The 23165-nt window shown below is 67.9% G+C and carries 17 protein-coding genes and 1 tRNA gene (1 of these 18 running past the window's edge); 9 read left to right on the top strand and 9 right to left on the bottom strand.

Going from position 1 to position 23165, the window contains the following annotated elements; all coding sequences use genetic code 11:
• Positions 1-199: 199 nt before the first annotated feature.
• On the top strand, positions 200-1042 hold the full coding sequence (locus AU193_RS12525; RefSeq protein ID WP_064422717.1) for a family 16 glycosylhydrolase: 843 nt from the start codon (positions 200-202) through the stop codon (positions 1040-1042).
• Entirely contained in the window at positions 1036-2553 is a 1518-nt protein-coding gene (locus AU193_RS12520; RefSeq protein WP_064422716.1) for a glycosyltransferase family 39 protein, read from the top strand. The genes AU193_RS12525 and AU193_RS12520 overlap by 7 nt, the downstream gene beginning before the upstream one ends.
• Positions 2554-2869: 316 nt before the next feature.
• On the opposite strand, the gene AU193_RS12515 is transcribed toward AU193_RS12520, so the two are convergent.
• Positions 2870-4570 carry a selenocysteine-specific translation elongation factor gene (locus AU193_RS12515; protein WP_064422705.1) on the bottom strand — a complete coding sequence of 567 codons (1701 nt, stop codon included), beginning with the start codon at positions 4568-4570 and terminating at the stop codon, positions 2870-2872.
• Positions 4558-5838 (bottom strand): L-seryl-tRNA(Sec) selenium transferase, encoded by a 1281-nt coding sequence (gene selA / locus AU193_RS12510; protein ID WP_064422704.1) that lies wholly within the window; start codon positions 5836-5838, stop codon positions 4558-4560. Before selA ends, AU193_RS12515 begins: the two co-directional genes overlap by 13 nt.
• A gap of 109 nt (positions 5839-5947) precedes the next feature.
• On the opposite strand from selA, the gene AU193_RS12505 reads away from it, so the two are divergent.
• Positions 5948-6469 carry a DUF488 family protein gene (locus AU193_RS12505; RefSeq protein ID WP_064422703.1) on the top strand — a complete coding sequence of 174 codons (522 nt, stop codon included), beginning with the start codon at positions 5948-5950 and terminating at the stop codon, positions 6467-6469.
• Between the two features lie 14 nt (positions 6470-6483).
• Here the strand turns inward: AU193_RS12505 and AU193_RS12500 are convergent.
• Positions 6484-6578, bottom strand: a tRNA-Sec gene (locus AU193_RS12500).
• 51 nt (positions 6579-6629) lie between these two features.
• Between AU193_RS12500 and selD the strand changes: the two genes are divergently transcribed.
• Positions 6630-7637 (top strand): selenide, water dikinase SelD, encoded by a 1008-nt coding sequence (selD, locus tag AU193_RS12495; protein ID WP_064422715.1) that lies wholly within the window; start codon positions 6630-6632, stop codon positions 7635-7637.
• A 3-nt stretch (positions 7638-7640) separates the two neighbouring features.
• On the opposite strand, the gene AU193_RS12490 is transcribed toward selD, so the two are convergent.
• Positions 7641-8117 (bottom strand): DUF5994 family protein, encoded by a 477-nt coding sequence (locus tag AU193_RS12490; RefSeq protein WP_064422702.1) that lies wholly within the window; start codon positions 8115-8117, stop codon positions 7641-7643.
• A 276-nt stretch (positions 8118-8393) separates the two neighbouring features.
• Entirely contained in the window at positions 8394-10190 is a 1797-nt protein-coding gene (locus AU193_RS12485) for a bifunctional serine/threonine-protein kinase/transporter substrate-binding domain-containing protein (protein WP_064422701.1), read from the bottom strand.
• A 165-nt stretch (positions 10191-10355) separates the two neighbouring features.
• On the opposite strand from AU193_RS12485, the gene AU193_RS12480 reads away from it, so the two are divergent.
• A complete protein-coding gene (locus AU193_RS12480) occupies positions 10356-10841 on the top strand; it encodes a hypothetical protein (protein ID WP_064422714.1) in 486 nt (161 codons plus the stop codon).
• Here the strand turns inward: AU193_RS12480 and AU193_RS12475 are convergent, their stop codons facing one another.
• Positions 10842-12227, bottom strand: coding sequence for a cytochrome P450 (locus tag AU193_RS12475; protein ID WP_064422700.1), 1386 nt, complete (start codon positions 12225-12227; stop codon positions 10842-10844).
• A 204-nt stretch (positions 12228-12431) separates the two neighbouring features.
• Between AU193_RS12475 and AU193_RS12470 the strand changes: the two genes are divergently transcribed.
• The 3 genes from AU193_RS12470 (at position 12432) to AU193_RS12460 (ending at position 16834) form a co-directional block, all read left to right on the top strand.
• On the top strand, positions 12432-14807 hold the full coding sequence (locus tag AU193_RS12470; RefSeq protein ID WP_064422699.1) for a lysylphosphatidylglycerol synthase transmembrane domain-containing protein: 2376 nt from the start codon (positions 12432-12434) through the stop codon (positions 14805-14807).
• 121 nt (positions 14808-14928) lie between these two features.
• A complete protein-coding gene (locus AU193_RS12465) occupies positions 14929-15873 on the top strand; it encodes a cyclopropane mycolic acid synthase family methyltransferase (RefSeq protein ID WP_064422698.1) in 945 nt (314 codons plus the stop codon).
• 85 nt (positions 15874-15958) lie between these two features.
• Complete coding sequence (locus tag AU193_RS12460; protein WP_172798289.1) at positions 15959-16834, top strand: cyclopropane mycolic acid synthase family methyltransferase; 876 nt, start codon at positions 15959-15961, stop codon at positions 16832-16834.
• Here the strand turns inward: AU193_RS12460 and AU193_RS12455 are convergent, their stop codons facing one another.
• Positions 16835-18085, bottom strand: coding sequence for a KasA/KasB family beta-ketoacyl-ACP synthase (locus AU193_RS12455; protein WP_064422696.1), 1251 nt, complete (start codon positions 18083-18085; stop codon positions 16835-16837).
• 75 nt (positions 18086-18160) lie between these two features.
• On the opposite strand from AU193_RS12455, the gene AU193_RS12450 reads away from it, so the two are divergent.
• The gene (locus tag AU193_RS12450; RefSeq protein ID WP_064422695.1) at positions 18161-18547 is read left to right on the top strand and encodes a DUF2237 family protein; all 387 of its coding nucleotides are present in this window, start codon (positions 18161-18163) and stop codon (positions 18545-18547) included.
• A gap of 11 nt (positions 18548-18558) precedes the next feature.
• Here AU193_RS12450 and AU193_RS12445 read toward each other — a convergent pair whose 3' ends face one another.
• Together AU193_RS12445 and AU193_RS12440 are read right to left on the bottom strand one after the other, a co-directional pair.
• Positions 18559-19326 carry a methyltransferase domain-containing protein gene (locus tag AU193_RS12445; protein WP_064422694.1) on the bottom strand — a complete coding sequence of 256 codons (768 nt, stop codon included), beginning with the start codon at positions 19324-19326 and terminating at the stop codon, positions 18559-18561.
• Positions 19323-23165: the 3' end of a non-ribosomal peptide synthetase gene (locus AU193_RS12440; RefSeq protein WP_082682951.1), read on the bottom strand. 26226 nt of this gene lie beyond the right edge of the window; 3843 of the gene's 30069 nt are visible here — the last part of the coding sequence; its start codon lies beyond the right edge, outside the window; its stop codon occupies positions 19323-19325. The genes AU193_RS12445 and AU193_RS12440 overlap by 4 nt, the downstream gene beginning before the upstream one ends.

The raw sequence follows: 23165 nt of genomic DNA, 5'->3' as shown, positions 1-23165 counted from the left end.
CTCCTTACCCGACGTCGCTCCCATCAAACCGCGTGTCGGTCGCTGTTGCCACGAAGCCGGCTCATGTCGGCGTTGCGCCTGGTCAACCGGGGTGCGGCGCGCCCGGCCGTCGTCGTCGGATCACTGCGGTGGGAGTCGCGGTGGCCGGAACCCGACATGATCAGGGGAGGCACCCTCTATGGTGGCTTCCGTGGCCGAAATCGACCGTCGCACCCTGATGATGATGACCGGAGTCGCCGCGCTCGGCGCGGCCCTACCCGCGCCGCTGGCGAACGCCTCGCCGCTTCGTCCCGCGCCGCCGGCGCAGCCGCCGCCCGATGCGGCCTCCGGCAGCTACCTCTTCGTGGACGAATTCGACGGCCCGGCGGGTTCTGCCCCCGATCCGGCGAAGTGGATCATCCAGAGTTGGCAAGACGAGGTATGGCCCCCGGTAGTGGGGATTTACCGCGATGACCGCCGCAATGTGTTCGTCGACGGCAACTCCAACCTCGTGCTGTGCGCCACCCAGGAAGGTGACCAATACTTCAGCGGCAAGGTGCTCAGCCACTTCCGAGGCCAGATCGGCACCACGTGGGAGGCGCGCATCAAGCTCGATTGCATGCACCCCGGTCTCTGGCCCGCCTACTGGCTGTTGAACCAGGATCCACTGCCCGACGGTGAGATCGACATCGTCGAGTACTACGGCAACGAGTCGTGGCCGCCCGGAACCACTGTCCACGCCGCATCCAACGGCAAGACGTGGGAGGGCATGTCGATCCCCCATCTGGTGGATCCCGCGTGGCACACCTGGCGCACCGAGTGGACCGAGGACGGGTTCCGCTTCTGGCGCGATTACGTCGACGGCGCCGATCCGTACTTCACCGTGCCGGCCAAGCCGATCCCGGTCCACGGCCGACCGGGCGACCTGCGGTGGCCGTTCGGCAAGCCCGGCTACTGGCTGCAGGCGATCTTCAACCTCGCGGTCGGCGGTTCGGGCGGTGGCGATCCGCGTCGGGCGCCGTATCCGTCGGTCATGCTCGTCGACTGGATCCGCGTCTGGTAGACGTCTTCACCCGCGGCCGGCTCGCACGGCTGGAACCGCTGCTCGTCGGCATCCTCGGCGCCGCTGTGAGCCTCGTGGGCGCCGGGCGCCCGTCGTTCTGGTACGACGAGGCCGCGACGATCTCGGCGTCCTACAGCCGGCTGCTGCCTGCGCTGTGGCAGATGCTCGGTGAGGTCGACGCCGTCCACGGCCTGTACTACGTGCTGATGCACGGCTGGTTCGCCATCGTGCCGCCGACCGAGTTCTGGGCGCGGGTGCCCAGCGGCCTGGCAGTCGGCGCCGCAGCGGCGGGCGTGGTGGTGTTGGGTCGGCAGCTGTCCTCGCGGGCGGTCGGGGTGGTGGCCGGCGTCGTGTGCGCGATCCTGCCCCGGGTGACGTGGGCGGGTATCGAGGCGCGTCCGTACGCGTTGTCGATGATGCTCGCGGTCTGGCTGGCCGCGGTGTTGGTGCGGGCGGCGGGGCGCGAATCGCGTTGGGCGTGGGCGGGATACGGCGCCCTGCTGGCGGTGTCGATTCTGCTCGACGTCTATCTGGTGCTGCTGGTCCTCGCGCACGCGGTGTTCGTGCTGGTGTTTCGGCGCCGTCGGTCGGTGGTGCTGCCGTTCGCGATTTCGTCGGGAGTGGGCGTCGCGGTGATGGCACCGTTTGTCGCGGTGGTCGCCGGGCAGGCCCAGCAGATCAGCTGGATCACGCCGATCGGTTCGCGCACGTTCGAAGATGTCGCCGTACAACAGTATTTCGACCGCAACCCGTATTTCGCTGCGCTGTCTGCGGCGGTGGTGCTCACCGCGATCGGGGTGTGGGTCTTCGTGCGGCGGCCGAGTGTCGGAGAGCGGGAAGCGGTCGTGCTGGCCGTCGCCTGGCTGGTGATCCCGACGACGCTGATCGTGGCGTACTCGGCGGTGCGCGAACCGCTCTACACTCCGCGGTATCTGTGCTTCACCGCGCCCGCGATGGCGCTGCTGCTCGGGGTCTGTGTCATGGCGGTGGCACGCTCGGCGTGGGTGGCGACGGCGGTCGTGGTGGTGTTGGCCGTCGTCGCGGCCCCCACTTTCATTGCCGGGCAACGCGGTCCGTACGCGAAGTACGGCATGGACTACAGCCAGGTGGCCGACCTGATCTCGGCGAAGTCCGCTGCGGGCGACTGCTTGTTGGTCAACGACACCGTCACCTTCCATCCCGCGCCGATGCGGCCGCTGATGGCTGCGCGTCCCGACGCCTACGTCGGTCTGGTCGACGTCAGCCTGTGGCAGCGCGCCGTCGACCGCCGCGACGTGTTCGACACGAACCTGATCCCCGAGGCCTCGGTCGGGCCGCTCGAACACTGCGCCGTCGTCTGGATCATCACGCAGGCCGACCCCGAAGCCCCGGAACATGAAGAGGGAGTTGCGATTCCCCCGGGACCGCTCTTCGGCGGTACGCGAGCGTTCGCGGTCAGCCACGATATGGGTTTCCGGCTCGTCGAGCGGTGGCAGTTCAGTTTGGCGCAGGTGGTCAAGGCCGAACGCTAGCGGCGCCCCTGGTGCCGCCGTTCACCCATGACACCGCGGTCGACCAAAATACGCGCGGCAGAGGATGATTGGGACACCCGCGAGCGGGGGTTTACGGCATCAACGATCTGGTGGTCCCCGACGGTCAGTGGTTTTTCCACTGGGCCCGCTCCGGCAGTCACCGTCGTCTCATCAGTCTCTAGCGGAGAGCCCTTCCGTGTTGCCCGGCTCTCAGCGAATTATTCGCTCGGCGAATAATTCGCTCTGAGGTGGGAACCTGCGATGCTGAACCCACCGGAGGCCAATGTGGTTGGTGGAGCTAGTGGGGCCTGCGCGTTCAACGCTCCTGCGCATGAAGCGTTCGGTTGCCGTCAGCGTCTCGCCGGGTGACCTTTCGAGCGTCGAGGTGTTCGAGCAGCGGCACCGCGACCCGCCGGGTGGTGTTCAGCGCGCGCTTGGCTTCGGCGACGGTGAACGGCTGCGGCAGCGTCGTGAGGATCTGTGCGGCGTGGTCGACGGCATCGGGGCCGAGGACCACGCCGTCGGCGATCCTGGTGAGCCGTCCGGCACGGATCGCCGCCGCGAGTTCCCGCGGCCCCAGGTTCAAGTCGGCGAGTTCGTCGGCCTCCGGTGCCTGAAACGGTTCGGCCGCCAACCACTCCTCCACCGTTCGCACCGCCTTGTCGACGCGTGCGGGCAACTCCGCGTCCGGGCGTCGCACCACCCCGTCGGCCACCTGAAGCCCGGTGCCGTCCAGCAGCGCCTGCAGCAGTTCGACGGCGGGTAGCCCGGACTGCTGCCGTAAGGCTTCCAGCGGCATCCCCGCCGCGATATCGTGCCGGGCCGTCCAGTCGTCGAGCGCCGCGGTCATCTGGTGGCGGCGCTGAGCCCACCACTCGTGGTCGACCATCCACTCCCCGATGCGGGTGCCGTCGGCGTCAAAACCTATGGCGCGCAACTCCGTTACCCGTGCACACGGTGGCGGACGCACACGCCCGGCGGCCAGGTCCTCACCGCGCTGCCGTGCCGCACCGCGACGCCGCAGCGCGGGCGGCCGCACGTCGAGCACCTCGACGCCCGCGGCGATCCGGTGCTCGCCGGGGTCACGCAACACTCCGATGTCACCCACCCGCAGGGGCAGCGGACGCGTCAGCCGAAGCCGCGCGCCCGCCGCGCCGAGCGGTCGCACGTGCACCGGCACCGCTGCCGACCCGACGTGGAGCACGAGTTGCCGATGTAACTCGCCGGGTTCCCTGAGCAGAACGTCGATTTCGGCGGTTGCCAACCACGCACCCGGCGCCCGGACGGTGTCGCCGCGACCGATGTGCCGGCGGTCGACGCCGCGCACATTCACCGCGACCCGCGCGACAGCACCGACCTCCCGACGATCCTCACCGAGCGACTGCAGCCCGCGGATCGTCACCCGTCGTCCCGCGTGCTCGAGCTCGTCACCGACGCGCAACGTGCCCGCCGCCAGCGTCCCCGTCACCACGGTGCCCGCGCCGCGGACGGTGAACGACCGGTCCACCCATAGCCGCACGTCGGCGTCACGGTCGGGTGGCGGCAGTGCGTCGACAAGCGAAATCACCGCGCCGCGAACGGCTTCCAAGTCCGTACCGAGCACCACCGGCACCTCAGGCAGTCGCTCGCGGACTTGTCCGATCGCGCGCGCAGGGTCCGCGAGGTCGGCCTTGCTGATCACCACGAGCAGGTGCCGGACGCCGAGCGCCCGCAGCGCATCGAGGTGTTCGTCGGACTGCGGCATCCAGCCCTCGGTCGCGGCGACGACGAACATGACCGGGCTTTCCTGGGGCATCGGACCACATCCGGCGAGCATGTTCGCGACGAACCGCTCGTGGCCCGGCACGTCGACGAACGCGACCTCACGGCCGTCGAGCGTCGTCCACGCGAAGCCGAGATCGATGGTCAGGCCGCGCCGCTGCTCCTCGGCCAGCCGGTCCGGCCACATGCCGGTGAGGCGCTGGACGAGTGTGGACTTGCCGTGGTCGACGTGGCCCGCGGTCGCTACGACGTACACGCCAGCACCGCCTGGGCAAGCAGGCCGTCGTCGTCGGGAGACACGGTGCGCAGGTCCAGCAGGCACCGACCGCCCTCCAGCCGTCCGACGACCGCGGGTGCGCCGGCCCGCAGCGGCGCGGCGTAGGACTCCGGCAGGCTGATCGCGGCGCTCGGCAGCGCGACGTCGGGTGCGCCGCCACCGCCGACCGCGGCGGTGCAGTCGACGGCCTCGGCGCCCGGGAGTTGGGCGGCCATCTTCCGCGCGCGGGCGCGCAGATCGCAGACGTCGGCGTCGAGCGCCTGCATGACCGGCGGCGGCGGGCCCACCAGCGTGGCCTCCAGCGCGGCGAGGGTCAGCTTGTCGACCCGCATCGCCCGCGCGGCGGGATGGCGGCGCAGCCGTTCGATCAGCTCCGCCGAGCCGAACAGCAGGCCGGCCTGGGGTCCGCCGAGCAGCTTGTCCCCGCTGGCGGTCACGACGTCGGCGCCGTCGCGCAGCATCGTGGTGGCGTCGGGCTCGTCGGGCAGCAGCGGGTGCGGGGTGAGCAGGCCTGAGCCGATGTCCGCGACGAGGGGCGCGTCGAGTCCGGCCAGTTCGCGCACGCCGACCGTCGAGGTGAAACCGGTGACCGCGTAGTTCGACGGGTGCACCTTGAGGATGAAACCGGTGTCGGGGCCGAGCGCGTCGGCGTAATCGCGCAGGTGGGTGCGGTTGGTGGTGCCGACCTCGCGGATGCGCGAGCCGGTCGACTCCATCAGTTCGGGTAGCCGGAAGCCGTCGCCGATCTCGATCAGCTCGCCGCGGCTGACGACGATCTCCCTGCCGGGCGCCAGCGTCATCGCGGTGAGCAGCAGCGCGGCGGCGTTGTTGTTGACCACGTGTACGCCTTGTGCCGTGGGGACGGCCTGCGCCAACGCGGCGAGCGCTCCGCGTCCACGGCGGGCCCGGCGTCCGGTCTCGAGGTCGAACTCCACGTCGGTGGCGCCGCTCGCGGTGACGACGGCGTCGACCGCGGCCTGTGACAGCGGCGCCCGCCCCAGGTTGGTGTGCACGACGACGCCGGTGGCGTTGATGACCGGCCGCAGGCTGGCCGCGCTCGCCGGCAGCGACGCGACCGCGTCGTCGGCGACGCGCTCCGGCTCGATCTCACCGGCCCGCGCACGCTGCTGCGACTGTCCCACAACGCTTTTCACCAGGGTTCGGCCCAACACCCGCGAGGCCTCGGCCAGGCGCGGATCGGCGAGCAGCGCGTCGGTGCGCGGCACACGTCGTCGTGGGTCGGTCACCGTCGCCCTCGTGAGTTGTGTGCGCTTTGTTGCGGCCAGCGCAACAAAACGCACAGAATTCGCATGCAGCCATCATGGCGCAACGACGTCGACCGGGTACACCGGTGGTGTGTTGACGTCGGTGGGACACGGTGCGCTCGGCAGGTCGGGGCTCGCGCGGTTGCTGGAGGAGGCGGGCGTCGAGGCGCTCGTCGACATTCGCCGCTATCCGAACAGCCGGCACAACCCCGACGTCGCGATGACCGCGATCACCGATTGGGCAGAAGCGGCCGGGTTGGCCTACCGCTGGGAGCAGCGACTGGGCGGACGCAGAAGCCTGCCCGCGGACTCCGAACCCGAGGATCCGTGGTGGCGGGTCAAGCAGTTCGCCGCCTACGCCGCCTACACGCGCACCGAGGAGTTCCAGGAAGCTCTGGGCGATCTCGTGGACCAGTCCCGGCGAGAGCACACCGCGATGATGTGCAGCGAGTCGGTGTGGTGGCGCTGCCACCGGCGCATCGTCGCCGACGTGGCGGTGCTGCGGTTCTCGGTGCCGGTCGAACACCTCATGCACGACGGTCGGCTGGTGCCGCACGAGCCGTCGGACGGGGCGCGGATCCGCGACGACGGCCTGGTGGTGTGGGACCGCTGATCACCCCCAGGGGGTGGCGGAGGCGGACGGGAATCGAACCCGCCAGCGACAGGATCTGCCGCTCAGCGATTTTGAAGACCGCGCCGGTCACCAGACCGGATACGCCTCCCTGACCCACGGACCGATCATGCCAGGCAGCATGGAGGCTGTGACGGAGCAGATGACCTTCCGGCTGACCCAGTACGCCCACGGCGGCGGCTGCGCATGCAAGATCCCGCCCGGCGAACTCGAGGACGTGGTGCGCAGCCTGACCGGGGCAGCGCCGCGCGACCCGATCGGCGAACTGCTGGTGGGGCTCGACGACGGCGACGACGCTGCGGCGGTGCGCCTCGACGGCGTCGGTTCAGGCGGTGGCCTGGCGTTGATCGCGACGACGGACTTCTTCACCCCGGTGGTCGACGACGCCTACGACTGGGGCCGTATCGCGGCCACCAACGCGCTGTCGGATGTGTACGCGATGGGCGGGCGTCCGGTCGTCGCGGTGAACCTGCTGGGCTGGCCGCGCGATGTGCTGCCGATCGAGTTGGTCGGCGAGGTGTTGCGCGGCGGACTGGATGTGTGTGGGGCCGCGGGCTGTCACCTGGCCGGCGGGCACAGCGTCGACGACCCCGAGCCGAAGTACGGTTTGGCCGTGACCGGTGTCGCCGATCCGAATCGGTTGCTGCGCAACGACGCCGGCAAACCGGGTGTGCCATTGTCGTTGACCAAACCGCTGGGTGTCGGCGTGCTCAACAGCCGGCACAAGAACACCGGCGAGACGTTCGCCGAGGCGATCGCGGTGATGACCACGCTGAACGCCGATGCCGCACGGGCCGCCGTCGACGCTGGCGTCGAATGTGCCACCGACATAACGGGTTTCGGGTTGCTCGGGCACCTACACAAGCTGGCCCGGGCCAGCGGCGTGACCGCGGTGATCGACAGCACGGCGGTGCCCTACATCGACGGCGCGCGGGACGCCTTGGCGCAGGGCTATGTCAGCGGCGGGACGCGGCGCAACCTCGACTGGGTGGCGCCGCACGTCGATCTGACCGCCGTCGACGAGGATGAGGCGCTGCTGCTGGCCGATGCGCAGACGTCGGGTGGCCTGCTGATCGCCGGGGAGATCCCCGGCGCGCCGGTGATCGGCGAACTGGTGCCGCGCCGCGAGCACACGATCGTCGTGCGCTGACGGTTACGTCCGCGCCGCCCACGTCACGCTGTCGGACTGTGCGTCCCGAATGACGGCGCCGGCGGCCTCGCTCCACTGCTCGCACTCCGGTGTGCCGTCGTTCGATTTGCCGACCGCGCAGCGCATGACCATCGCCCCGAGTGCCGGCGTCGTCATATGCGGTATCACAAGGAGTTTCACCGAAGCCGAACGTCCGGTGACGACCATCAGTCGATGGGACCGGCGCGGAGCGGGATTCTTGGTGCGTTTGCTTGACAGGATCGAGTTGTAGTCCAGCGCGCCCTCGGTGGCAGCCCAGTTCACCCGGATATCGATGATCTCGCCGAGCGTCTTGTGCAGGGTTTCGATCAGCTCAGGCAGTTCGCCTGCGACCGAGCCGGTGTGCGGCCACCAGGCGCCGTCGATGTCGGAGCCGAGTTTGCGCGCGAGCACGAGGCGGACGGGCCGTGCCAGCCGGCGCGTGCCCGTGAGGCCGTTCATGCCGACGCTGTGGACGAACCGCGTTCGGGGCGGTCGGAGAACACCGGATTGGTGACGGGTTCGGTGGAGTGGTCTTCGCTCGAGACGAACTCGGGCTTCTGAGGATGTGAAAACAGGTCGTTCGACTGCATGTAGCAAGTCCTTCGTTACGTTCCGCTGCGGCCGATGTCGAAAGGGCGCGCGGTGTCGAAACGCAGTTCCATCGCGGGTTGAGAGATGGCTGCTGACCCGAAAGGGCTGACTCCAGGTTACACGTCGCGGTTCAGGCGCCGACGGTCAGCGGGTCGCGCCGTTGATCGTCGGCGTGGAGATCATGCCCTTCTCGACGCCCCACATCAGCGCGATGGTGCGGTACTCGCCGGTGGAGATCAGATGGGCCAGCGCCTGGCGCAGCGACTCTGCCAGCCCGGAACCCTTGGCCACCGGCCAGCCGTACGGGGCGGAGTTGAAGACGTCCCCGGCGGCCTCCAGGGCGCCGCCCGAGGTCTTGATCGCGAATCCCGCGACCGGTGAATCCGTGGCCATCGCGTCGACCTCGCCGTTGATGAGCGCCTTGGTCAACTCGTCCTGCGTCACGTAGACGGCCTCGTCGATGGGCGCCGACCCGGCGGCGACACAGTCTTTGCTCTTCGCCGGGATCTCCTCGGTCTGCTGAAGCGTCGCGTACGCCACGCCGATACGAAGCCCGCACGCATCGGCCGGGGTGATCCCGGACCCGATCCGCTGCGCCCACAGGGTGCCCGCCTGGAAGTAGGTGACGAAGTCGACCGCCTCCTCGCGCTCCTTGGTGTCGGTGACCGATGACATGCCGACGTGGAAGTCGCCGGCCCGGACCGACGGCAGGATCGCCTCGAACGCGGTTTCGCGGTATTCGGGAACCAGGCCCAGCGTCCGGGCGACGGCATTCATCAAGTCGACGTCGAAGCCGACGATCTGGCCGTCGGCATCCTTGAATTCGTTTGGCGCATATGGGGTGTTGACGCCGATGATGAGCTTGCCCGTCGACCGGATCTCTTCGGGCACCGTCGCCGCGATCGACTCCACCGCGCCGGGGGTAGCGGCGGGCGGCGACGTCGTCTCTTCGACGCTGGCCGGTTTGGCGCTGTCGTCGCCACGCCATTGCAGCACGCCGAACGTGCCCAGCGCCGCGACCAATACAACGGATGCGGCCACCGCCAATACCCTGCGTGGCACCCGCTTCGCAGGCACCGCTGCCCGTCGCGCCTGGTGTCTGCCGCTGCGCGCGGTGCGCACCGGCGCGTTGAGCGCTCGGCGTGCGGCGTCGGCCAGTTCCCCGGCCTTCTGGTAGCGCTTGGCCGGCTTCTTGGCCATGCCCTTGGCGATGACCTCGTCGAAGGCCGCCAATCGTGGATCGACCGCCGAGGGCTTGGGCACGTCCTTGTTCATGTGGCCGGCGATCTGCTGTTCGAGGCTGTCGGCGGGATAGGGCCGCACGCCGGTCAGGCACTCGTAGAGCACGCAGGCCAGTGCGTAGATGTCGGCGGTCGGATCGACCGGTTTGCCCTCGAAGCGCTCGGGGGCCATGTACGCCATCGTCCCCAGCGTGCTGCCCGCGGTGGTCAAGCCTTTCTCTCCTGCGCTGCGCGCCAGGCCGAAGTCGATGAGGTACACGAATTGGCGTTCGGTGACCAGGACGTTCGACGGCTTGATGTCGCGGTGATGGAGTCCGCTGGCGTGCGCGGCGTCGAGAGCCGTCGCGACCTGTTCGACGATCGTGACCGCCAGCGTCGTGTCGAGCGGCCGTTTCCCGGCCTCGGCGAGAATGGCGCCGAGGTTGCGGCCCTCGATGAGCCGCATGTCGAGGTAGAGGCGGCCGTCGATCTCGCCGAATCCGTGGATCGGCACGACGTGTGGGTCGTTGAGCCCCGCGGCGGCCTGGGACTCACGCCGGAACCGCTGTTGGAAGATCTCGTCGGCGGCCATGCTGGGCGGCAACACCTTCAGCGCGACGACGCGGTCGGTCTTGGTGTCGTAGGCGCGGTAGACCTCGCCCATACCGCCGCGGCCGATCAACTCCTGCAGCTGATAAGGCCCGAATGGTGTCGCGTCCACCGTCTCTTAACCCCTCGACAGCGGCCAACCCCGCATCGGTGTGTCGATTGAAGCTACATCACGTCTGCCAGAATCTCTGAATAAGCTGCGCCGTCCTTGGCCGGCAAGCGGCCCCTCGCAGAGATTGCATGTTTGAGCACCGCGAACGGTGGTTACAGCACCGGCATGTTGACCAACCTGAAGAAGTTCTCACCGCTCTTGGTGGCCGGCGCGGCGGCTGCCGCGATCGCTGCCGCGCCTGCCGGCTTTGCTTCGCCGTCGTTCCTCCCGACCGGTGGCCCCTCGGGCTGCGTCGACCCCGCTGGAACGGGCTGCGCCGCCCCGGCCCCGGCGCCCGCTCCGGCTACGTGGGCACCTCCACCGCCGCCGCCTCCCGGCGCATGGCCGCCGCCACCGCCGCCGCCTGGCGCTCCGGTCGGCGTCGCCGGACCCGAGGGTGCGGCGGGCGCGATCCCCGGCGGTCCAGCGGGAGCGGCCGGACCACAGGGCGCGACGGGCGCCATCCCCGGCGGCCCGGGCGGCACAGCCGGTCCGCAGGGCGCCGCGGGCGGCATTCCCGGCGGACCGTCCGGCGCGGCCGGACCGCAGGGCGCCGCCGGTTGCGTTCCCGGAGTCGGTTGCGGCGGCGTGCCGGCCACCGACATCCCCTGATCAGTTCTGCGCAGCGGGTGACGTGTCGGCGGTGGCAGATCTTGATGCAGCTTGATCCGCCGCCGTCGGCACGGCAATCCTCCTCGCCGACACCGTGATTCGCGCGCCGCTGTGCGGCGTCATGATCACGTGCTTGAGCTTGGGCCGCTCGCCTGCGGACGTGGTCGTCGCCAGCTCGACGCGGCGCAGCACCTCACGCAACACCACCCGCATCTCCACCATCGCGAATCCCGCACCGAGACAACGGCGATTGCCGCCGCCGAACGGCAACCACGTCGCCGGGCTCAACGTCGCGCCGACCATGCGATCCGGATCGAAGCTGTCGGGGTCGGGGTAGATGTCGCCGTCCTCGTGCACGAGCGTGATGCTCGGAACCACCATCACCCCCACGGGCAGCCGGTAGCCGGCGATCTCCACCGGCTCGGTGAGAATTCGGCCGACATCGGGCACGACGGGACGGATCCGCAATGTCTCCTTGGCGATCGCGTCGAGATACTCGTCGTCGCCGGAATCGGCCGCCCGCACCGCCTTTGACAACACTTCGGGGTTGCGGGTCAATCGCTCCAGCGCCCAGGACAATCCGGTCGCGGTCGTGTCGTGCCCGGCGACCAGCAGGGTCATCAGTTGGTCGCGCAACTCCCGGTCGGTCATCGAAGCGCCGTCGTCGACCCCGGCGCGCACCAGCATCGCCAGCGCATCCGTGCGCTCGGCGAGGTTCGGATCGGCGCGCCGGTCCGCGATCTCGGCGTACAAGAGCCGGTCTGCGCGATCCATGTTGCGCCGCAACCGCTGCCACGGGCGGTGTCCCAGGAGCCGGGGTTTGGCGATCGCCAGCGACGCCCACGGCCCGACATTCAACAGTTGCGGCATCACGTCGCGCAGCGCGGCCAGCCGATCGGGGTCGCTGGCGCCGATCACCGTCCGCAGGATCACCTCCAGCGTGATCTCCGACATCTTCGGCGCCACCGCGAACGGCCTGCCCACCGGCCACCCGGCGATGTTCTCCGCGGCGATCCCGGCCATCACGTCGACCTGCCGCGCCACCGCGTCGCGGTGGAACGGCGCCATCATCAACCGGCGGCGCTCGCGGTGCACCTCGTCATCGACAACCAGCACCGAGCTGTCGCCGAGCAACCCCGTGAGCATCGAATTCGCCTCGCCCGCATGGTAAATCCGCGGATCACCGGCGAACACGGTCTTGATGTCCGCCGGATCGGCGAGATAGACCATCGACCCGACCATCGAGTTAGTCAGCGTGAACACGTCGCCGTAGCGGCGTCGACAGATCGACACGATCCGCGGCCACCACCGCATCATCAGCAGCAGCATCGCGAACGACGGCAGACGTGGACCGGGCGGCAGAGCCGACGCCGTTGTTGTACTCATGCCTAATAGAGTACGAGCGCACACCGCCGAGGGGAATAGCCGCTTGTGCGTTCTCCGGCTGTGGCTGTCGCCGATCCGCGACCCTGGGCGCAGTATCGGCGAGCAGCGACCCAGTCGCCAATGAGCCGCTTTGCACCGGTCAACGGCTAAGTTGACGGCGGGTCGCTACCGAGGTGGCCCCCGACCGGAGAAGATCGTTGATACATGCGCGTTGACGGACGGGATATCGCCGTCTCCGGCAGCCTGCTGCAGCCTTTGACGAGGCGGACCAACGACATCGTCCGCGTCGTGCTGGCCGCGCTGTTCCTCGCGGTCGTCATCACCGGCTCGCTGATCACCCGCAGCGAATGGGTGGCGCTGGAACGCTCGATCTCCGAGATCGTCGCGGTTCTCACGCCGACCCAGGCCAACCTGGTCTACCTCGTCTACGGCATCGCGATCGTCGCGCTGCCGTTCGTCATCCTGGTCAGCCTGATCCTGTCGCGACAGTGGAAGCTGCTCGGCGCCTACGCCGCGGCGGCCGTCATCGCCGGATCCGCGTTGTCGATCAGCGGCCTGGGGCTGACCGCGCCGCGCTGGCACTTCGATCTGTCCGGGCGCCTCGACACCTTCGCCTCCCAATTCGTCGACGATCCGCGCTGGATCGCGATGCTCGCCGCGGTCCTCACCGTCTCCGGCCCCTGGCTGCCTGCCCGATGGCGGCGCTGGTGGTGGACGTTGCTGCTGGCGTTCGTGCCGATCCACCTGGTGGTCAGCGCGGTGGTGCCGGCCCGCTCACTCGTCGGGCTGGCGGCCGGCTGGTTCGTCGGGGCCCTGGTGGTGCTCGTCGTCGGAACCCCCGGGCTGGAGGTGCCGCTCGACGGTGCCGTGCGGGCGATGGCCCGCCGCGGTTGCGTCGTCACCGGCTTGCGGGTGGTGCGCCCCGCCGGCGCCGGTCCGCTCGTGCTGACCGCCACCTGCGAAGAGCAGCAGGGCACGGCGGTGATGGAACTGTACGGACCACACCAGCGCGGCGGCGGCGTGCTGCTGCAGCTGTGGCGCAAGGTGCGGTTGCGCGACCGGGAGACCGCGCCGCTGCACGCGTCGATGCGCCGCCTCGTCGAGCACCGCGCGCTGATGGCCATCGCGATCGGCGAGCTCAAGATCGCCAACGCCTCGACGATCGCCGTCGCCGCGCTGGACCGGGGCTGGACGCTGTATGCCCACACCCCGCCCCGCGGGGTTCCGATCAGCGAGTGTGTCGAGTCGATACCCGTCGGCCGGGTGTGGGAGTCGCTGCGCGAACTGCACGACTGCCAGATCTCCCATGGCGACCTGCGGAGCAGCGAGATCACCGTCGACGGCGACGCGGTCCTGTTCGGCGGATTCGACAACTCCGAGTACGGCGCCACCGACGCCCAGTTGAGCAACGACATCGCTCAGCTGCTGGTGACGACGACGCATCTCTACGACGCGGGTTCGGCGGTGCGGGCCGCGATCGACGCGTTCGGCAAGGACACCGTGCTGAGCGCGTCGCGGCGGTTGACCATGGCCGCGATGCCGATGCACATCCGCAGTTCGGTGACCGACGCCAAGGCCGTCATCTCCGCCGCCCGCGACGAGGTGAAGCGTCAGACCCGCGTCGACGAGATCCGCACCGAGACCGTCACGCGGTTCACGCGCAGCCAGGTGATCCAGCTGGTCCTGCTGACCGCGCTGGTCTATGTCGCGTATCCGTTCCTGTCCTCGGTGCCGACGTTCGTCACCGAACTGCGCACCGCGAACTGGTGGTGGGCGCTGATCGGTCTTGCCGCCACGAGTCTGACGTATCTCGGTGCGGCGGCGGCACTTTGGGCGTGTGCCGATGGACTGGTCAGCCTGTGGGGGCTGGTCGTCATGCAGGTGGCCAACAAGTTCGCCGCCACCACGACGCCCGCGGGAGTGGGTGGGTTGGCGCTGTCCGCTCGATATCTGCAGAAGGGCGGCGTGAGCCCGATACGCGCCACCACCGCCGTCGCGCTGCAGCAGTCGGTTCAGGTCATCACCCACCTGGGGCTGCTCATTTTCTTCTCCACGGCGGCCGGTGTATCGGCGGACCTGTCGCGATTCGTCCCGAACGTGACGCTGCTGTACCTGATCGGCGGTGTACTGCTCGGGCTGCTGGGCACCTTCCTGTTGGTGCCCAAACTGCGGCGGTGGCTGGCCACGGCGGTGCGGCCTCGGCTGCAGGAGGTGGTCGGCCACCTGATCGCGCTGGCCCGGGAACCTCGACGCCTGGCGATCATCATGGCGGGCTGCGCCGCGACGACACTGGGCAATGCGTTAGCGCTGTGGGCGGCGGTCGAGGCCTTCGGCGGTGACACGTCGTTCGTCACGGTCACCGTGGTGACGATGGTCGGCGGCACGCTGGCCTCGGCCGCACCGACGCCGGGCGGGATCGGTGCCGTCGAGGCGGCGCTGATCGGCGGGCTGGCGGCGTTCGGCATGCCCGCCGCCGTCGCCGTACCGTCGGTTCTGCTTTATCGGGTGCTGACGATATGGCTGCCGGTGTTCGTCGGTTGGCAGGTGATGCGCTGGATGACCAGAAATTCGAAAATCTAGGCTTGATCTCGTGGCGCCACGCCGCATCGGCGCAACGGTCGGATGTACTGTTTGACCATCGTGTCGAAGAAAACTGCGCGATAGTCAAATATTGTCCCTCGATCAGTTCTAAGGGTGGACCGTGGCAGGAACCTCAGATACACAGCAGAGCTCGGCAGAACAGGCACAGTCGAAGTGGCTGTCCAAATCCGCGGCGCAGACCCGCGGATCGGACAAGAAGGAAGTCCAGTTCCACTACGACATCTCCAACGAGTTCTTCAAGCTGTGGCAGGACCCGACGCAGACCTACAGCTGCGCGTATTTCGAGAAGGATGACTACACCCTCGAGCAGGCGCAACGGGCCAAGGTCGATTTGTCGCTGGGCAAGCTGGGCCTCAAACCCGGTATGACGCTGCTGGACATCGGCTGCGGCTGGGGCTCGACGATCGCGCGGGCGGTGGAGAAGTACGACGTCAACGTCATCGGCCTGACGCTCTCGGAGAACCAGAAGCGCCACATCGAGGACTACTGGTTCGCCAATCTGAAGAGCGACCGCAAGATGGAAGTGCGGCTGCAGCCGTGGGAGGAATTCGAGGGGCGAGTCGACCGGATCGTCTCGATCGGCGCCTTCGAGCACTTCGGCTTCAACAAGTACGACGACTACTTCAAGAAGACCTTCAACTGGATGCCCGACGACGGCGTGATGATGCTACACACGATCATCATTCCCGAGGATGAGGAGATCAAGGCAAAAGGCCTGCCGCTGACCATGTCTCGGGTGAGATTCATCAAGTTCATCATGGACGAGATCTACCCGGGCGGGCGTTTGCCACTGGCGTCGATGGTGCGCGAGCACGCAAACAAAGCCGGCTACACGGTCACCCGCGAACAGCACCTGCAGCCGCACTACGTCAAGACGCTCGACGCCTGGGCAGCGAACCTCGAGGCCAAGAAGGACGAGGCGATCGCGATCACCTCCGAGGAGATCTACGAGCGTTTCCGCAAATACCTGACCGGTTGTGCCGACCTTTTCCGCGAGGGCTACACCGATGTCGCCCAGTTCACGTGTGAGAAGGCACCTGCTTAGCCGGTTCAGGAGAAGTGCGATATAAAGCTTGGTCGTTACGGGGTCGTCGGGGTCGCGTAACACCCGCATAGGAGGCCAATCGAAGATGTCGGATAGTTCGGGGACGACGATGAAGGTGGCGTACGAGGACGTTCAAGCCCACTACGACCTCTCGAACGACTTCTTCGGCCTCTTCCAGGATCCGACGCGTACCTACAGCTGTGCGTTCTACGAACGCGACGACATGACCCTGGAAGAGGCGCAGTACGCCAAGATCGACCGCGCACTGCGCAAGCTCGACCTGCGGGCCGGGATGACGCTGCTCGACATCGGCTGCGGCTGGGGTTCGGTGATGAAGCGCGCGATCGAGACCTACGACGTCAACGTCGTCGGGCTGACGCTCAGCCGCAATCAGCACGCACTCGGCCAGCAGATCCTCGATGCGGTCGAGACGGACCGCTCCCGGCGGGTGCTGCTCAAGGGCTGGGAGGAGTTCGACGAACCGGTCGACCGCATCGTGTCCATCGAGGCGTTCGAAGCGTGGCCGAAATCGAAGTACAAGGCGTTCTTCGACACCTGCTACCGGGTCATGCCCGCCGACGGCCGGATGGTGCTGCAGACGATCATGGGCCACCCGCTCAAGCGGTGGCCCGAGCTGGGGATTCCGATCGTGATGTCGGACCTGAAGTTCATGCGGTTCATCGCCAAGGAGATCTTCCCCGGCGGCGCCGTGCCGTGCGACGAGGACGTCTACGAGTTCGCGGGGAATGCCGGCTTCACCGTCGCCGACTTCGACGACATGACCCCGCACTACGTGCGCACCCTGAACACGTGGGCCGAGAAGCTGGAGGCAGCCAAGGATCAGGCGGTCGCGGCGACATCGCAGGAGGTCTACGACCGGTACATGAAGTACCTACGGGGCTGCTCGGACTTCTTCCAACGCAACGTCAGCTACGTCGGCCAGTTCACGCTGAGCAAATAGTCAGTACGCGCCGAACACCAACGAGACGTTGTACCCGCCGAGCCCGAACGAATTGGTGACCGCGTAGCGGTAGTCGCCGCGGCGCGGGCTCTCGGCGACCACGTCGAGGTCGATCTGCGGATCGATGTCCTTGAGGTTGAGCGTGGCCGGAACGATCCTGTCGCGCAGCGCCTGAACCGTCAGCACCGCCTCGATCGCGCCGGCGGATCCCAGTGAATGCCCCAATGCCGCCTTCGGTGCGTACACCGCCGGCGAGTGGTCGCCGAGCGCCCGACGGATGGCCCGGGCCTCGGCCAGGTCACCGTGGACGGTCCCGGTGGCGTGCGCGTTGATGTGGTCGATGTCGGTTGCCGTCAGGCCGGCCAGTTCGATCGCCCGGACGATCGCGTCGCCGGCGCGCTCTCCGTTGGGATCGGGTTCGCTGACGTCGTAGGCGTCCGAGGTCATGCCCGCGCCCATCAGGCGGGCCAGCGGTCGCGCACCGCGCGCCTTGGCGTGCTCCTCGGTTTCGATGAGCATCAGCGCGCCGCCCTCGCCGAACACCATGCCGTCGCGGTCCTTGTCGAACGGACGACAGGCGCCGGCGGGGTCGTCGTTGTTGGTCGACAGCAGCCCCTGCAAGCTGAACGCCGCGACCGGCACCGCCTCGATGTGGGTTTCGACGCCACCGCAGATCACCATGTCGGCCTCGCCGAGCACGAGGTGGCGCCAGCCCTGGGCGATGGCGGCGGCGCCCGATGCGTCGGCCATCACCGGTGAGATGATGCCCGCCTTGGCCTGCCGATCCAGTCCGACCGCAGCGGCCGCTCCGTTGGGCATGTACATCTGTATGGTCAGCGGCGACACGGCGCGCAGACCCTTCTGCCGCCAGAGGTCGTGCTGGAGAGGGATCTCCTCGGTACTGCCGAGAGCGAGGCCGACCGACACCGCGAGCCTGCGGGTGTCGACGTCGGGGTTGCCTGCGATCTCCCAGAGCCTGCGGCTCAGAACGGTCGACATCTTCTGCATGTACGACGTCCGGCGCCGCTCGACGCGGTCCAGCTGTTCGTCGAGATCCTCGAGGATCGGCCCGCCGATTCGGACCGGCGAGTCGAACTCGTCGACGAACCACTTGTCGAGCGCCCGGATTCCGCTTCGACCCTGCTGTAGCAGTTGCCAGGTCTGTTCGGCGTCGGTGGCCAACGCTGTCGTCGATGCGACAGCGGTCACGACGATGTCGGGCAATCCGTCGCCAGTCCTGAGCGCGGCCATGCCGGATGCTCCTCGTTCACTCGAATATGTTCGGGTAGTACTGAATATTAGGACCCTCCAAGACGACGGACGACTGTGGCTGAACTCAATGTGCTCGGCGAGCCGCTGGAGCCGTGCGGTTCCGACCCGATGACCGGCTTCTACCGGGACGGGTGTTGCTCGACCGGGCCCGAGGATCTCGGCAGCCACACGATCTGCGCGGTGGTCACGGCGGAGTTCCTCTCGCACCAGCGGTCGATCGGCAATGACCTGTCCACCCCACGACCGGAGTACCGCTTCCCCGGTCTACGGCCGGGCGACCGCTGGTGCGTCACCGCGGTGAACTGGTTGAAGGCCTACCAGGACGGCTTCGCCGCGCCGGTGGTGCTGGCGTGCACACATGAGCGGACGCTCGAGGTGATCTCCCTGGAGGCGCTGCGAGAACACGCCGTCGACGTGCCCGACGACCTGGGCAGCCTTTAGGCGGGCTCTTGTCAGCGCAGTGGCGATCGACTCGCCACCACGACGGTCGGGCCGAACCGGCGAGTGCGAAATTCGACAGAGATGCCCGGCACGGCATGCTGGGCGAGCGCACGCAGCGCTGAGGGACTGTACGCCCGCAGCGAGCTGATCACCCCGTCGTGCAGCAACGGCACCAGCCGGACGAACGGCAACATCGCCGCCAACACGACGGCATGCACGGGCGCCGGTGGTCGGCGAAGGTCGATGACCATGAGCTTGTTCGCTACCCGGGTTCCCTCGGCGAACACCCGCGCGGCCTGGTCGGGCCGCAGGTGGTGTAACGACAACGCGAACACCGCGAGGTCGTACGAACCGTCGGGCGCGTCGACTGCGGTGGCGTCGATCTGCCGCACGGTGGCACGCGGATGATGGCCGAGATCTCCGGCCGCAATGGCACTCACGAACGCGAGATCGATGTCGGACACCATGATTCGGGCACCTGCGTGCCTTTCCAGCACGATCTGCGACAGACCACCCAACCCGGCTCCCAGCTCCAAGATGTTCGGCGATGCAACGTCGGCCACCTCGTCGAGCACCGCGGTGGCGCACTTTCCGTAGACGCCCAACCGCTGTCGCCGGCCGCCGCGGTCGAGCGCTTCGACGACTTTGCGTTTCAGTTCGTCGACGTCGTGGCGGTCGAGGTATTCCAGCCGATCCGTTTGCAGTCGCCGGTCCAACCAGGAAGCGTGCGGCCCGCCACGAGGCATGTCGGCGATGTCGATGCTCTCGTTGACACTCATCGCGGTTCCAAAGCCTCCTCGAGGTCGTCGACGTAGGTTTCCAGCGACGCAGGCGCCAGCAGTTCGAGGTGTGTGCAGTCGACGGAGTACGTCGCGATGTCACCGGAAATGTATGGCTGCCAGGTCCACACAGCCGTCGACGCGTCGTCTTCGTCCCGGCGTGCCGAGAACATCACCGCGTCACCGTCGAACACCTCCGGGACATGCTCGTGAAGGTGACGTTGGTTTCTGACGACGCAGTGCACCATGAACTCGAGCAACTGCGTCGACGGGCAGGGGAACCCGCCGGCTTCGAGGTAGCGGCGAATCAGCTGCACCGCTTTCTCGGCGGTGAAGGCCCCGGTTGCGTCGGTAACGTCGATGCCGTTGAGCCGCAGCACTTCTCGCAGAATTGCGCCCTCCTCGGAGGCTCGCACGCGGGGGATGACCCGGTTGGCGCTGAAGGCGTCGTCCAACAGCACGACGTGTTCGACGACGCACCCGCGGCGTTGCAGTTCGACGGCCAGCGCATGCGCAACCACCGCGCCCAGGGACCAGCCGAGGATCCTGTAGCTACCGGCGGGACGGATGGCTTGGATGCGGTCGGCATAACACGCGGCCATCTCACGAATCGATCGGGGTTCGGTCTCGCCATCGGCAGCGGTCTGGTTGATTCCGAGGATCGGCCCGGGCAGGTGGTCGGCGAGGCTGCGATAGGCCCAGCTGAGCCCGAAGCCGTCGTGGATGCAGCACAACGGCGACCCCTCACCCTCTTTGAGAACCTCGACAGGAACGACTTCTGCCGCGCTGTCCGGCTCACCCAGCTGTTGACTGAGTCCCCTGACCGTCGGCGCATGGAACATGGTGCGCACCGCGAGGTGGGTGTCCAATTCGGCGTTGATGACCGCGACGACCCTCATCGCGGACAGCGAGTCTCCCCCGAGGTCGAAGAAGGATTCGTCGACTCCGACCCGTTCGACACCGAGGACACGGGCGAAGGCGTCGGCGATCAGGGTCTCGGCCGCAGTCTCGGGTGCCTGAGGCGTGGTGTCGCTGTTCTGGAAATCGGGCGCTGGGAGCGCGCGCGTGTCGAGTTTCCCGTTGACGGTCAGCGGGATGGCGTCGATCACCATGACGGCGGCGGGCACCATGTATCCGGGAAGTCGATCCGCCAGCGCGAGTCGTACTCGACCGGGATCGACTGCGCCGGCGATGTGTTCGGTGACATAGCCGACGAGTCGTCTGTTGCCGTGGTGATCCTCATGGGCGATCACGGCGGCCTGATCCACGCCGTCGAGTTGAGCCAGTGCGGCTTTGACCTCGCCGAGCTCGACACGGTAGCCACGGATCTTGACCTGTTCATCGGAACGCCCGAGATAGTGCAACTGTCCGTCGGCGCCCCACCGAACCAGGTCACCGGTGCGATACATCCGGGCCCCGGGCGGTCCGAACGGGCAAGCAACGAATCGGGATCCGGTCAGCCCTGCCCGGTTCACATATCCGGACGCCAGCCCCGTACCGGCCACATAGAGCTCACCGACCACCCGCGGCGGAACGGGTCGCAGCCATTGGTCGAGCACGAAGAAGGCCGCCCCCGGTACCGGCGCACCGATGGGCACCACATCCGATCCCGGGTAGAGAGGCGCGCTGAACGACGTGTACCACGTTTCGGTGGGTCCGTATCCGTTGACCATGATCCGACCGCGCGCCCATCGATCCACCAGCTCTGCAGAGCAGGCCTCCCCCGCCACCATCAACGCCACCGAATCCAGCCCGTCGGGAGAAAGCAGTCCGGCGGCCGAGGGCGTTTGATTCAGCACGGTGACGTGTTCGTCGATCAGAAGCGCGTGGAAATCCGCCGGCGAGGACACGACGTCTTCGGGAACGACGACGAGCCGCCCACCCCGCAGCAGGGCTCCGAAGATCTCCCAGACCGACACGTCGAAGGCCAGCGAATGCCATTGCGTCCACACCCCGCCGCGGGGTAAGCCGTCGGCCGACGCCTGCAGTAACCGGGTCACCGTGCCGTGGGTGACCGCGACCCCTTTCGGGATTCCGGTCGTGCCGGAGGTGTAGATGATGTAGGCCAGGTCGTCGGGCGCCGGCTCGGGAAGCGCGGCATCGGGTTGCAGGTCGATCCGGGGGTCGCTGACGTCGACGACCGGGACGTCGCACCGATCCAGCCGCCGGGCGAACGCGGGGCTGGTGACAGCCGCGACCGGTGCCGCGTCGGCGAACATGAAGTCGATCCGGGCGTCGGGGTGAGCTTGGTCGATCGGAACATAAGACGCACCGGTTTTCAGCACCGCGAGAATCGCCGCGACGGCCGCGGTTGAGCGCTCCAACAACAACGCGACGCACTGCCCGCGTTTCACGCCCACGTCGATCAGCCTGTGAGCCAACCGATTCGACAGTTCATCGAGTTCTCGGTAGGTCAGGGTGCTGCCGTCGAAGGTGATCGCATCCGCCTCGGGTGTGCGCGCGACACGGTCCGCCCACAGCTGAGGGATCGATGCCGGGACGGGGCCCTGGTCCAGGGCCGCGCGGTTACCGATGTCGTCGAGTCGGGTCCGCTCCGCGGTACTGAGCGTGTCCAAGGAGGAGATCCGCTGCTGCGGATCGGTCGTCATCGAAGTCAGCACACGCTCCAAGCGGTCGATCAGCGCGCCGATGGTGACGGCGTCGAACACGTCGGTGCGATATTCGACGGCGCCTCGGATCCCGGCGGGCTCGTCTCCGTCGGACCAGCACTCGGCCAGGTGGAACACCAAATCCATTCGGGCCGTGTGCAGATCGAACGGCACTTGCGTGGCCTCGACGTCACCCAACGTCATTCGCGTCGCGGAGTCGGACTCGGTTCCGGAGACCTTCTGCCAGGACAACATCACCTGTACCAGCGGGTGGTGGGTCAGGCTCCGCAACGGGTTGAGCCGGTCGACCAGCATCTCGAACGGGACATCCTGGTTCTCGTAGGCGGTCAGGCTGCGCCTGCGCACCTGGGCCAGAAGGTCTGCGAGAGTGGGGTTTCCACCAAGGTCGACTCGAAGAACCAACGTGTTGACGAAGAATCCAACCAAGTCGTTGAGGGCGGGGTCGGCGCGCCCGGCGGTCGGGAATCCCACCGCGACGTCATCGGTCGCGCCGACCGAAGCCAAGACGACGGCAAGGGCGGTCTGAGTCACCATGAAACTGGTCGCGTTGTGTCGACGGGCCACCTCACGCACCCGGCGCTGCAGTTCGGCGGACCAGTCCACCGCTGCAGTTGCTCCCCGATGGTCGGCCACGGGCGGATAGGGACGATCGGTGGGAAGCTGCAGATGTTCGGGCATCCCGGCGAGGACTTGCTGCCAGTGGCTCAACTGCGCGGCGATGGGGCTGTCCTCGTCATCGAGTCGACCCAACTGCGCGCGTTGCCACAACGCGTAATCCGCGTATTGGACAGGCAGATCCGACCATCCAGGCGCTTGCCTACTGCATCTGCTGGCGTACGCCACTCCGAGATCACGCACCAGCGGGGTGATCGACCAGCCGTCAGCGGCGATGTGATGGACCGCGGCGGCCAGCACATGCTCATCGTCGGCGATTCGGAACAGCCGCGCACGCAGGGGAACCTCGGCGGTCAGGTCGAACGAGTGGCGCACCGTCCGATGGACCGCCCGATCCAGACGCGCTGTCGGCCACCCGACGGCATCGATTGTCGCCCAACCGAACTCGGCCCGCTCGGGCGGTAGTACCACTTGCTGGGGCGTCCCGTCAGTCGCCACGAATACCGTCCGTAGACTCTCATGACGACGCACAACGTCGACAAGCGCCATCCCGAGTGCCTCACAGTCGAGCTCTCCACGTAACCGCAGCACCAC

Source organism: Mycobacterium sp. GA-1285, assembly GCF_001499905.1.
Lineage (GTDB): Bacteria > Actinomycetota > Actinomycetes > Mycobacteriales > Mycobacteriaceae > Mycobacterium.
This window is presented reverse-complemented; position numbering and strand designations above follow the sequence as displayed.